Here is an 11,763-nt window from a genome sequence, read left to right as displayed (position 1 = left end):
TCACGCTCCCTTCAGTCGCGGATCGAGCAGCACATAGCTGACATCGACGATGAAATTGGCGATCAGCATGGTCGCGGTCATGATGAGAAGCTGGCCCTGGATGACGGGATAATCGCGGGCAAGGATCGCCTGGTAGAGGATGTTGCCGAGGCCGGGATAATTATAGACGACCTCGGTGACCAGCGAGCCGCCGAGAATGGTGCCGATGGCGATGGCAAGGCTGGAAACGGTCGGCAGCAACGCATTGCGCGCCGCATACCAAAGCATCACATGCCGGTCGGACAGGCCCTTGGCGCGGGCCATGACGATATAGTCCTCGCCGAGCAGGTTGATCATGTTGTTGCGCATGGTGACGGTGAAGCCGCCGACCAGCACGGTGCAGAGCGTGATCATCGGCAGGATGCCGTGATAGGCGACACTGCCGATATATTGAAAGCTGAAGGCAGGATCGAGCGAGGGATCGACCGCATAGCCGTTCGGGAACCAGCCGAGCGTGAAACCGAAGAAAAACAGCACGATCAGCGAGGTGACGACGGCCGGTACCGATGTCGCGAAGATCGCGCCGATCGAGACGATGACGTCGAATTTGCTGCCGCGCCGCCAGGCCGCGACGATGCCGAGGAATGTGCCGAGCGCGAAACTGATGATCGTCGCCGTGCCCATCAGGCCGGCGGTCCAGACCAGCGCGTGGCCGAGCACGGACGTGACCGGCAGCGGGAAATATTTGATCGAGCGGCCGAGATCACCGGTGAAGATGCTGCCGAGATAGGTGAGATATTGCTGCCAGAGCGGCCCGTCGACGAAGCCGAAGGTGAGCTTCAGCGCCTGCAGACTTTCCGGCGGCAGTTCAGCGCCGGCGCTCGAAAACATGATGCGCACGGGATCGCCCGGCATCAGCCGGGGCAGGAAGAAATTGATCGTGGCTGCCGCGATGAAGGCCGCCAGGTAAAAGGCGAGGCGGCGAAGCAGAAAGGCCATGGGGACTCCGTCAAAACAGGAGCGGCGCTTGCCGCGCCGCTCCCGCCGTTTCTAGTGGCTTACTTGACCGGCTCGAGCGCCAGCAGGTTCAAAAGACGTGCCGGGTTGGTACGCGAGATGGACGGATTGACGAAGGGGTTTTCCTTGGTCGACCAGCCGGTGAAGCGCTTGGTGTTGTACTGATACCAGTTCGGATTGTTGAAGACCGGGATGACAGGCATGTTTTCGGCAACGATGCGCTGAGCCTTGTTCATCGCTTCCTTCTGCTTGTCGAGGTCGGCCGTGTGGGTGAACTGGGTCACCAGATCTTCCACTTCAGGGCTGAACCAGCGCTGCGCGGTGAAGCGGGTCTTGCCCTTATCCGATGCGCTGAAGGCGCGCTTGTAGGGGTAGTAGGGCGATGCCGATGCCGGCAGGCTGTTGATCGCTGCATCGAACTTGCCGTCGATGAGGTCGGAGGTCCAGACGGCTTCTTCCGGCGTCTCGATCTTGGCGTCGATACCGACGGCCTGCATGCCTTCGATGGCGATGTTGACCGTGTCGATCCAGTCCGTCCAGGCGTTCGGAACGATGATCGAGAAGGAGATCTTCGAGCCGTCAGGATTGTCGCGCAGACCGTCGCCATCCTTGTCGACATAGCCGGCCGCATCGAGCAGCGCCTTGGCGGCATCGGCGTCATAGGCGCCGAACTTGCCGAAGTCGGCCTTGACGGACGGGTCCGCCCAGCTCTTGTAGAGCTCGCCCATCAGGCCCGGGTCTTCGTTCAGCGTCGGATAGCCGTAGCCGGCGACATCGATCATCGTCTTGCGGTCAAGCGCCATGGAGACCGCCTGGCGGAACTTCACGTCGTTGAAGGCCTTTTTGTTGGCCTCGTTCGACGTTTCGAGGTTGAACAGGAAGGCAACCATGCTGCTTGGCGAGTACCAGTAGTGATAATGGGCCGGATCCTTCGAGACATAGACATTGTCGATATCGGGAATGAAGGAGACGCCCCAGTCGAGCGTGCCGTCGGCGGTCGCCGTCAGGATCTGGTTGTTGTCGGCAAGCTGCGGGAAGCGCATGCAGTCGACCTTCAGATGCTCGGCATCCCAGTAGTTCGGGTTGCGGCACTGGTCATAGGTCTGGCCGGTGAAACGCGGCACTTCCGTCAGCGGGCCGCTGCCGACAGGGTTTTCGTTGGCATAGGTGACCGGATCGGCGACATCCTTCCAGACGTGCTCCGGCACGATCGGCAGCTGCGACAGCTGCTCGGCGGCAAGCGAGCTCGGGTTGGCGAGCGTGAAGCGCACCGTCTGGGCATCGACCGCCTGCACGTCGGTGATGAAGGTCCAGATGCTGACGAAGTCGAGCGCCGGGAATTTCTTCAGATAGTCATAGGTGAACTTGACGTCGGCCGAGGTCAGCGGCTGGCCGTCCGACCACTTGAGGTTCGGGCGCAGCTTGAAATCGATGCTCTTCAGGTCGTCGGAGAGCTTGAAGCTCTCGGCCAGGCGATAGACCGGCTTGTTGCTGTCGAAACGGTTGAAGATGACCAGCGGCTCGTAGATGAAGTCGAGTGTCGACTGACGCGACGAGGTCTGGTTGAACGGGTTGAAGTTGCGCACCCAAGTCGTGGCCGGCTCGATATTGGCCGTCAGGATGGTCTGTGCCATGGCCGAGCCTGACAGCATGGTCAGGGCGGCGGCCGCCAGGATATATTTCTTCATGTCAAATTCCCCTTTTCTTATGCGGTGAAAAATGGCGGCGCCGGTCAGGAGACCAGCGCGCTTGCAAACATGGCTTCGACTTCCGCCTGGGCAGCGCGATAGTCGATCTTGAGAGTACCGAGGCGTGCCTTGCCGGCGGCGATACGCTTCTGTGCGGCTTCGGTCAGCGGGCGTGCGGCCTTGGCTGCGGCTCCGCTTTCCTTGACGTCGCCGTGGCTGTGCAGTGCGATGTCGAAACCGGCATCGAGCACTTGGGCGACGCGTTCCGGCAGGGTGCCCTGCAGCGATTCCATGAAGATGCAGTCGGAGATCAGAACGCCGTCATAGCCCATGTCGTTGCGGATCACGTCATGCATGATCGGCGAGATCGAGGCCGGCAGGTCCGCATCATAGGCCGAGTAGACGACATGGGCGACCATGGCCCAGGGCGTGTCCTTCAGCGCGACGAAGGGCTTGAAGTCGGTGGCAACAAGTGTCTCGCGGGAGGCGTCGACGACCGGGCGCTCCTTGTGGGAGTCGAGCGTGGCGCGGCCGTGGCCTGGAATATGCTTCATGACGGGCATGTTGCCGGTTTCCAGCAGGCCATCGACCACTTCCCGGCCAAGGGCTGCGATGAAATCCGGATCCGGGCCGAAGGAGCGGGCGCCGATCACCGCGCTCGTCGTCTCGAAGACGAGATCGAGAACAGGCGAGCAGCCGCTCGAAAGACCAAGTTCGCTCATCATCGCGCCCATGGCCTGGGAGGAAAGACGCAGCGCCTTCTTGCCGAGGTCGAGATCGCGGCGGGCAAGCTCGGCGAACTGGCCGAAGCTACGGAAGAGCGGCCAGGGGCCGGCATCCATATGCTGCACACGGCCGCCTTCCTGGTCGGTAAAGACGGGCGCATCGTCGCGGCCGACAGCCTCGCGGAAACGGTCGATCAGGATCTTTGCCTGCTCCGGATTACGCAAGTTGCGGCGACCGACGAAGAGGCCGAGCGGATTGGTCTCGCGGAAGAGGGCGAATTCATCGTCCGAAAGCGTCGGATTGGGAAGGCCGACAAAGAGAGCGAGCGGGGTCGAGGACACTATTTCAAACTCCGGTATCAGATGGTCATTTCGGCTGGCTTCGCAGCATGCCTTCGTAAATGCCCTTGTCGGGGGCGGGAATTTCGACCGCACCGGCGGTCTTGACGTAGAAATCGACGGGGCCGGCATCGCCGATGAAGGCATAGGCGTGGCCAAGGGTCTTCATGGTCTGCAGGCAGGCGGAAAAGAGGGCGAGGCCGATACCCTTGCCGCGCGCGGCGGGATCGACGCCAGTCGGGCCGAAGAAGCCGCGGGCCGTCGTGTCATAGCAGGCAAAGCCAGCGAGCTTGCCGTTTTCGACGGCGACCAGGCAGGCGACGGGCTGGTGGGAAAAGGCGACGGTGACTTCACTTGCCCAGTTTTCGCTGAAGTGCTCTCGCACCCAGCCGACAACGACGTGAAGTTCCGGCGGCAGAGCCGGACGGATTGTGATGCCGACGGAGCCGGCTTTTACTTTCAGTTCCGCAAGCTTCGTGGAATATAAGCTCACAAGCAGGTCCGACACCCGAATTCCTCCAGTTATTCTGTTATTGCGGAATGTATCCCCTTTTAATGACATAGCTTTGGATATATAGGCGGCCATGTCAACAGGCTTTTTACGAGGCAGGCTCGGTTCAACTGAGAGTAGGCAAAACAAAACGGCCCGGTTTGACCGGGCCGTTGGGCAATCTTTAAATTGTGATCCGGCTCAGATCCTGGCGTCTTTCCACAGGCTATGGAAATGATGGACAGGTCCATGGCCGGAACCGACCGTCAATTCGCCTGCGGTAGCGACCGCCTGCGCAAGATAGGTTTTCGCGGTCGCGACGGCCACTTGCGGCAGCACACCCTTTGCGAGCTCGGCGGCAAGCGCGCTGGAAAGGGTGCAGCCCGTACCATGTGTGTTTTTGGTCGGTACGCGTTTCGCCTCGAACCAGTGCTGGCCAGAGGCGGTCGACAGCACGTCAGGGCTTTGGTCGCTGTCGAGATGGCCGCCCTTGACCAGCACCGCGGTGGGGCCGAGCGCACGCAGGCGCTCAGCCTGTGACGCCATCTGCTCGCGGCTTTCAGCAACCTCTTCGTGCAGCAGCGCGGCCGCCTCCGGCAGATTGGGGGTCAGCAGCGTGGCGAGCGGCAGCAGGTGCCGCGTCAGCGCATCGACGGCCTGCGGGTCGAGGAGCGCTGCTCCACCCTTGGCGATCATGACCGGATCGACGACGATAGGGATGCCGCGATGAGGTGCCAGCGCCTCGGCAACGGCTTCGGCAATGCCGGCATTGGCGATCATGCCGATCTTAACGGCGTCGACGCGCACATCGGCAAAGACCGCTTTGATCTGCTGGGAGACGAAGTGTGGCGGCACGAGATGCACGCCGGTTACTCCTTGGGTGTTCTGCGCCGTCAATGCTGTCAGCGCCGCCATGCCATAGACGCCGCGCGCCGAGAAAGCTTTGAGATCGGCCTGAATGCCGGCGCCGCCGGAGGGATCGGAGCCGGCGATGGATAAGACGTTGCGGATCATCGGCGGACCTTTTGGATTTCCTCGGCGATGCGGAGTGTCGCGGCCCGCGGATCCGACGTACCGCAGATTGCTGAGACGACAGCAAGCCCATCGGCACCTGCCGCGAAGACGGAAGCGACATGCTCGCTCTTCAGTCCGCCGATCGCAACCGTTGGAACGGGCGCCGCCTTGACCAGCTTCGCCAGCCCGTCAAAGCCGATCGGCTGCTTATGATCGGTCTTGGTTGGAGTGGCAAAGACCGGTCCGATGCCGGCATAGTCGACAATAGCGGGGTCGATGGCCGCAGCCAGCGCTTCGGTCTCGACCGACAGGCCGAGGATCATGTCCGGGCCGATCATCGCACGGGCGGCGGCGGGTCCCATATCGTCCTGGCCGATATGCAGACCGTCGGCGCCAATCGCAACGGCCGCTTCCACGTCATCGTTGATAACAAGCAAAGCGCTGGTACCCTTCAGGATATCTTTGAGCGCCAGACCGGTCTCAATCATCCTTGCCGTTCCGCCATGCTTGTCGCGAAGCTGCACCATAGTCGCGCCGCCGGCGACGGCAAGTCGCGCCGTCTCGACCATGCCGATTCCGGCGCTGAGATCGGGGTCGAGGACCAGATAAAGGGAGAGATCGAAGCGTTTCATGCGGCGCTGATCCTGACCTTTGCATCGAGTGTCGCGCCATCGAGCGCGGCGAGCTGATCGAGGAATCGCCAGGAGAAGGAACCGGGGCCATCCGCATTTTTCGCTGCCTCCTCGCCGGCAACAGCGAAAGTAGCAAGTGCAGCGACAGCGGCTGCGAAAGGGTCGGCGGGAATGGTGGCGGCGAAGGCGCCCGTCAGGCAGGTCAGCGAGCAGCCGAGCGCGGTCACCTGCGGCATCAGCGACGATCCGCCTTCGACGCGCAAGGCCTGCGTGCCGTCAGTCACGAAATCCACGACGCCGGTGACGGCGACGACCGCGCTGTGCCGTTCGGCAAGCAGCCGCGCGGATGCCTCGGCCTGTTCAACTGGGTCACGGCTGTCGACGCCCTGGCCACGGCTCTCGCCGCCGGCAAGTGCGATGATTTCGGAAGCATTGCCGCGAATGATCGTCGGGCGAAGCGCCAGGAGATCGGCAGCAGCCTTGCGCCGGAAGGATGTTGCGTAATGAGCGACCGGATCGAGGACCCAAGGCTTGCCACCCGCATGGGCCGCCGTTGCCGCGGCATGCATGCCGTCGATCCATTGGGTGGAGAGCGTGCCGATATTGACGGTCAAAGCCCCGGCGATCGCGGCGAACTCTCCCGCTTCCTCGGCGGCATGAACCATGGCGGGCGATGCTCCGGCCGCGAGCACCACATTGGCGGCGATGTTCATGGCCACATAATTGGTGATGCACTGCACGAGCGGCGGCTTCGCGCGCATCGCCGTCAACAGCGCTCCGGGTGTCTTGTTCTCCATAGTACCCCTTTCAGGCGGGGCAGGCGCGGGAACGATTGTGCGATGAAGCAGGCTTCGACCCGAGCGACTCCCTCCGCCGGCATTATCCGGTTCAGGTTCGAAGGGTGCTTCTCAGCCAGTTCTTGCGAACCGGCGCCCCTGTCTCTCAACGGCATTCTTTCTTGCAGAGAATGGTGCCGATGTCACTGGCAAAATGACGGTCTTGCAAACGAGTATCCGTACCTGGCGCCGCCGCGCCGGCTAGAGACAGCTGTCATCAGTCAAGCTGGTGTCTGCTTGCAGCCGGTGCGGGAGCTTGCCAATCTCTTCGGCGGTCCCCTTAGAGACGCCGCCGTCTGAAGTCTGGCAAGCTCCGGTACATCAACGCAGCGGAGCCGGAAGCAGATTGCTGGTGAAATCCTGGTACGAAACGGGCCGCAGGAACCTGTATATGGCGAGCGTCCCGACAGACGTCGATCTGCCGTCGGCGGTTGCCGGATAGGGGCCGCCATGCACCATGGCGGGCGATACTTCCACGCCGGTTCCGAAGCCGTTCACGAGCAGGCGTCCGGCCAGCATTTCCAGCTTGGGAACGAGGCGCTTGGCGTCCTGTTCGTCTTCGCTCGTAATGTGCAGGGCAACGGTCAGCTGGCCTTCGAGACCGTCGAGGACGCGCTCGAGTTCGGCGAGATCACGGCAGCGCACGATAAGACCGGCTGCACCGAAGACCTCGTCCTGCAGCTCGTGATGTGCAAGGAATGCAGCGGCTGTCGTCTCGAAGAGAGCGGCCGTGCCTTCGAATTCGCTGCCGGGCTTGCCATTGGCAACGAGACGGACTTCGGGATGCTTTTCCAGCCGGGCGACGCCATCGCAGAATGCCTTGGCGATGGAGCCTGTGAGCATCGTCTGGGCGCCGACATCAGGCAGAAGCTCCCGGGTCTTGGCAATGAAAGTGTCCAGACCTTCGCTGTCGACGGCGAGAATAAGGCCGGGATTGGTGCAGAATTGTCCGGCACCCAGGACCAGCGAGCCCACGAAGGCCGTTGCAATCTCCGCTGCGCGGCTTTTCAGGGCATTCGGAAAGAAGATGACCGGATTGATGCTGCTCATTTCCGCATAGACTGGGATTGGCTGCTTGCGCTCGGAAGAGATTTTCATCAGTGCAGTGCCGCCGCGGCGCGACCCTGTAAAGCCCACTGCCCGGATTCTGGCATCGGCGACGAGCTTCTGTCCGACCTCGAAGCCGGTATCGAAAAGAAGCGCGAACGTGCCGGCATGCAGGCCGGCCTTGGCGACGGCGCGCTGAACGGCGCGGCCGACCAGTTCCGATGTGCCCGGGTGAGCGGAATGCGCCTTAACGACGACGGGGCATCCTGCTGCGAGCGCAGATGCCGTGTCACCGCCAGCAACTGAGAACGCGAGCGGAAAGTTCGATGCGCCGAAAACCGCGACAGGCCCCAGGGGAACGTTACGCAGGCGCAGATCAGGCTTCGGAACCGGCTTGCGGGAGGGATCCGCGCCGTCGAAACGAAGCTCCTGGAACCGGCCTTCGCGAACCTCCTTCGCAAACAGCCGAAGCTGTCCCATCGTGCGTGCGCGCTCGCCCTCGATACGTCCGCGCGGAAGTCCGGTTTCCGCCATCGCCCGCACGATCAGCTCGTCGCCGATAGCCTCGATCTCACTGGCAATCGTTTCAAGAAAGGCAGCGCGTGTCTCCAGATCGGTTTCCCGGTAGGAGGCGAACGCTTCCCATGCAAGCATGATTGCCTCTTCGACGTCTTCGGCGGAGGCGCCACCGAAAGAGACGGGCAGCGCCGTCCCCGTGGCTGCCTCGACGCCGTAGAGCTCGCCACGCGCGCCGCGCTTTTCCGATCCCGCGACGAGCAGGCTTCCATTGATAGTCATGACGGATTTCCTTTCAAACAAACTCGAGCGACGTATATAGGCGTTCGCTTTCTCATTTTCACGACATCTTTGCCCGATATCGCATCGAAGATGGGCATCTCCTGCAGAGATTTGGTCGCCTCGCCGGACGGCTAGACGACGGTGCACGCAAAAGCAATTTCATGTCGAAATGCCGCCCCTTTTTTACGCTCATTCTCGGGCGGGATTAAATATCGAGGGGGCCACATGAAATACGCATCCGCTGTCTGTGCGGCGTTTACCGCAGTACTGCTCTCCACAACCGCATCTGCGCAAACCGGAACGATCAAGTCGATCCGGCTGTCCTCCGGCGGTGTGGCCGAATATGTGCGCAGTCTTAATGTCGGGGACGACGRCAACGCCGTGGTCGAGGTGCCGACAGACCAGATGGATGACTTCCTGAAGACGCTTGTCGTCTCGGGGCCTGCGCCCGTGAAGGGGCTTTCGACCACCGGGCCGGGCATGGTCGACGAAACGTTCAAGGCGCTGCCGATCAAGCCGCAGGATCTGGATTCTGCCGCCGGTGTGCTGAGGGCTCTGAGAGGCGCGCCCGTCTCTGCGAACGGGGTGAAGGGGCGCATTGTCGGGGTGGAGCCGCCGACCGAAAAGCAGAGGGCGCGGCTGATCGTGCTGCTTGATAGCGGCGCCTTCGACGTTGCCGAGATCGGTGGCGCCACGACCTATAAACTCGACGATCCCAAAGACGCCGAGATGGTGAGCCGGACTGCGGAACTGCTGTCGAGCGATGGGGTGCAGGGGACGCGCACTGTCACCATCGCGCTCGATGGCAAGGCGTCTGCAGCCGTGGATATTTCCTATGTCGTCGCAGCCCCGCTCTGGAAGCCATCCTACAGGATCATTGTCGATGCCAAAGGCAAAGCGAGGCTGCAGGCATGGGCGGTGCTGGAGAATGCCTCCGGTGAAGACTGGCAAGGCGTCTCCGTATCCCTGACGTCAGGAAGGCCGGTGACGCTGCGCCAGAGACTATACGCAAGAACATGGCCGCAGCGCGAGGAGGTGCCGGCCGCAACCGCCTATCTTGATGTAGCCGGTGCCCGGCGCGGCATGATTGGCGGCGTGTTGCTGAACAAGGAGGCCGCGGAGCTCCCCGCTCCCGTCATGGCTGCTGCGGCCGCTGCCGCCACTGCCGACGAGGGCGACGTGGTCGCAAACTTCGACCTTCCAGGCACTTATGATCTGAAGAACGGAGAAACGATTTCCGTGCCGATCCTCGATCATGAGATTGGGGCGGAATTCGTCGCCCTCTATCGTGATGGCGCGCGACATCCGGATGCGGCGCTGGTGCTCATGAATGACACGGCTACATCGCTGCCGCCGGCGGTCGCGGCGGTCTATGACGAAAAGGGGCGCTATGTCGGTGACGCACGCATAGGCAACATGAAACCGGGCGGAGTGGAAACGGCGACGTTTGCGGCCGATCAGAAGATCGACCAGGAAATGGCAACCACGAACTCAAGCGCCTTCCGAACGGTTGTGGTCAAGGACGGCTATCTCGACGCGACGCTCGAACGTCGCGTGCGAAAGACCTTCACCGCCTGGGGTGCCGATGCCGACAGAAAGTTCGTCGCGGAAGATCCCGCTATGGCAGGGTGGGAGCTTGTCCCGTCCGAGGGCGTGGAGGAAACGCCGCAAGGCGCGCGGGCGACCGTTGTCGTGCCCGCCGGAAAGAAGGTTTCGACCACTATCGAATGGCGCATGGTCGAAAACGAAACCCAGGCGATCGCCGATATCGATGACACCGTAATCCTGCAATGGCTCGATGAAAGTCCCTCACCTGATATCGCCGAGAGGCTTCAAGGGCTCGTGACGGCGAGAACGGCGCAGAAGGAGGCGGAGAGAGACCTGTCGACGGTCATGCAGGCCATAGAGGACGCAACCTCGGAATCCTCACGAATTTCAGGCATGCTCGCCTCTGTCGGGGATACACCGCTCAAACAGCAATTTCTTCAGGACCTGACAGAGCAGGAGAAATCGATCAAGACGCTACGCGCACAGAGGGACGAGGCGCGCGTTCGACTTGAGAAGCTTCGCAAGGAGCTCGGGGAAGCGATAGCCCGCCTTTAGGCGGGCTGGGGCCATGCTGCTGCCGCGCCTCTTTGCCAGGGACTGATCAGAGCGCGGAAAACCGCGCCTTGACCAGTTCGTGGTCCGAGATTGCAGCACCATCGGCATCGATGGCTGGAACGGTCACTGCTTCGCTTGCCGCAAGGCCGCGGGTAAACAGCCAGTCGAGCCGGGCGAAAGGCGGCTCAGGCGTGCCGTCCGGGCGCGTGCGCTGCGTGAGCGCGAAGTCGTTGGCAGCTTCCCAGTGATAGCCAGCCTCGGCAAGCAGGCCGAACAGCGGCTCGTGCGCTTCCGGTTGGTGCGTTCCGGCGGGAAGGACATTGGTATTGAAGTCGCCGCCTATCACGACGGGCAGATCGCCAGCGAGCTTTTCTACCACCGCGATCAGCCGGCTTGTCTGCCTGGCGCGATCCTCAACATCGGTCTTGCTTTCCAGATGCACGCTGACGGCGAGGATCGGCCCGACTGCGGTTTCGACCCTCGCGGCAATTGCCATGCGTCCGCCGATCCGGCCTTGACCATCCTTCGCATCCGTCCACCATGTGCCGCCATCGTCGAGGCGGATGAGTGCGGCGTCCTTGAGCGGCAGGCGGGAGAGCAGCGCATTGCCGTGGAAACCAACCGAATTCGTCTCGCCTTTGTGCCATTCGCGCTCGCGAGAATCCCCAAGGCCGAGTTCGATGAATTCCACGCCGAAGACATAGGACATGCCGAGATCGCGGGCGAGATCGGCAACGGTATGGCGGTTGCCAGCGCGTGCTGTGCCGAGATCTGCCTCGGTCAGCAGCAGGATATCGGCGCCGCTCTGGCGAACGAGTTCGACGGAGGGCGCTGGATACTTTAGCCGTTCGGCATTCCATGCGGCGACGACGAGGTCGTTGCCTACATGAGTGCCGCTCTCGATATGGACCACTTCGATCGTCGAAAGGGCCGGCTGGGTTGCCGCCAGCCGGTCATGTTCGGCCTGCGTTAGCTGTGCAGCCCGTGCCTCGGCGAAGAAGGCGGTTGACGGTGCGGCAAGCGCCTCCACGGCGACCGCAACGAGGTTGCGGTCGCCGGTGGCGAGATCGGAAAAGCTGTTCATGGCTGCCAGGC

General features: G+C 62.3%; 10 protein-coding genes and 1 riboswitch. Of the genes, 1 reads left to right on the top strand and 9 read right to left on the bottom strand.

Going from position 1 to position 11,763, the window contains the following annotated elements; translation table 11 throughout:
* The 8 genes from AC1DM5_RS30900 to AC1DM5_RS30865 form a co-directional block, all read right to left on the bottom strand.
* On the bottom strand, window positions 1-978 hold the full coding sequence (locus AC1DM5_RS30900; protein WP_477818835.1) for an ABC transporter permease: 978 nt from the start codon (window positions 976-978) through the stop codon (window positions 1-3).
* Between the two features lie 59 nt (window positions 979-1,037).
* Window positions 1,038-2,684, bottom strand: coding sequence for an ABC transporter substrate-binding protein (locus AC1DM5_RS30895; protein WP_477818834.1), 1,647 nt, complete (start codon window positions 2,682-2,684; stop codon window positions 1,038-1,040).
* A 44-nt stretch (window positions 2,685-2,728) separates the two neighbouring features.
* Window positions 2,729-3,751: a glycoside hydrolase family 3 N-terminal domain-containing protein gene (locus tag AC1DM5_RS30890; protein ID WP_477818833.1), complete on the bottom strand. Its 1,023-nt coding sequence runs from the start codon at window positions 3,749-3,751 to the stop codon at window positions 2,729-2,731.
* 25 nt (window positions 3,752-3,776) lie between these two features.
* Entirely contained in the window at window positions 3,777-4,256 is a 480-nt protein-coding gene (locus AC1DM5_RS30885) for a GNAT family N-acetyltransferase (RefSeq protein WP_477818832.1), read from the bottom strand.
* Window positions 4,257-4,439: 183 nt separating this feature from the next.
* Window positions 4,440-5,252, bottom strand: coding sequence for a bifunctional hydroxymethylpyrimidine kinase/phosphomethylpyrimidine kinase (gene thiD / locus AC1DM5_RS30880; RefSeq protein ID WP_477818831.1), 813 nt, complete (start codon window positions 5,250-5,252; stop codon window positions 4,440-4,442).
* The gene (thiE, locus tag AC1DM5_RS30875) at window positions 5,249-5,884 is read right to left on the bottom strand and encodes a thiamine phosphate synthase (protein ID WP_477818830.1); all 636 of its coding nucleotides are present in this window, start codon (window positions 5,882-5,884) and stop codon (window positions 5,249-5,251) included. Before thiE ends, thiD begins: the two co-directional genes overlap by 4 nt.
* Entirely contained in the window at window positions 5,881-6,681 is an 801-nt protein-coding gene (gene thiM, locus AC1DM5_RS30870) for a hydroxyethylthiazole kinase (RefSeq protein WP_477818829.1), read from the bottom strand. Before thiM ends, thiE begins: the two co-directional genes overlap by 4 nt.
* A gap of 51 nt (window positions 6,682-6,732) precedes the next feature.
* Window positions 6,733-6,831: riboswitch (TPP riboswitch) on the bottom strand.
* A gap of 210 nt (window positions 6,832-7,041) precedes the next feature.
* Entirely contained in the window at window positions 7,042-8,565 is a 1,524-nt protein-coding gene (locus AC1DM5_RS30865) for an aldehyde dehydrogenase (NADP(+)) (protein ID WP_477818828.1), read from the bottom strand.
* Between the two features lie 225 nt (window positions 8,566-8,790).
* On the opposite strand from AC1DM5_RS30865, the gene AC1DM5_RS30860 reads away from it, so the two are divergent.
* Window positions 8,791-10,668, top strand: coding sequence for a DUF4139 domain-containing protein (locus tag AC1DM5_RS30860; protein WP_477976528.1), 1,878 nt, complete (start codon window positions 8,791-8,793; stop codon window positions 10,666-10,668).
* A 46-nt stretch (window positions 10,669-10,714) separates the two neighbouring features.
* Here AC1DM5_RS30860 and AC1DM5_RS30855 read toward each other — a convergent pair whose 3' ends face one another.
* Window positions 10,715-11,752 carry an endonuclease/exonuclease/phosphatase family protein gene (locus AC1DM5_RS30855; protein ID WP_477818826.1) on the bottom strand — a complete coding sequence of 346 codons (1,038 nt, stop codon included), beginning with the start codon at window positions 11,750-11,752 and terminating at the stop codon, window positions 10,715-10,717.
* Window positions 11,753-11,763: the final 11 nt, after the last annotated feature.

The organism is Rhizobium sp. 01T437 (assembly GCF_056398505.1).
The sequence above is the reverse complement of the archived record's forward strand: the minus strand, read 5'-3'. Positions and strand labels throughout refer to the sequence as shown.

Bases quoted from the DNA above. Each gene is read 5' to 3' on its own strand.
- AC1DM5_RS30865 (WP_477818828.1), bottom strand. From the start codon at position 8,565: ATGACTATCAATGGAAGCCTGCTCGTCGCGGGATCGGAAAAGCGCGGC.
- thiD (WP_477818831.1), bottom strand. From the start codon at position 5,252: ATGATCCGCAACGTCTTATCCATCGCCGGCTCCGATCCCTCCGGCGGC.
- AC1DM5_RS30900 (WP_477818835.1), bottom strand. From the start codon at position 978: ATGGCCTTTCTGCTTCGCCGCCTCGCCTTTTACCTGGCGGCCTTCATC.
- AC1DM5_RS30855 (WP_477818826.1), bottom strand. From the start codon at position 11,752: ATGAACAGCTTTTCCGATCTCGCCACCGGCGACCGCAACCTCGTTGCG.
- thiE (WP_477818830.1), bottom strand. From the start codon at position 5,884: ATGAAACGCTTCGATCTCTCCCTTTATCTGGTCCTCGACCCCGATCTC.
- thiM (WP_477818829.1), bottom strand. From the start codon at position 6,681: ATGGAGAACAAGACACCCGGAGCGCTGTTGACGGCGATGCGCGCGAAG.
- AC1DM5_RS30895 (WP_477818834.1), bottom strand. From the start codon at position 2,684: ATGAAGAAATATATCCTGGCGGCCGCCGCCCTGACCATGCTGTCAGGC.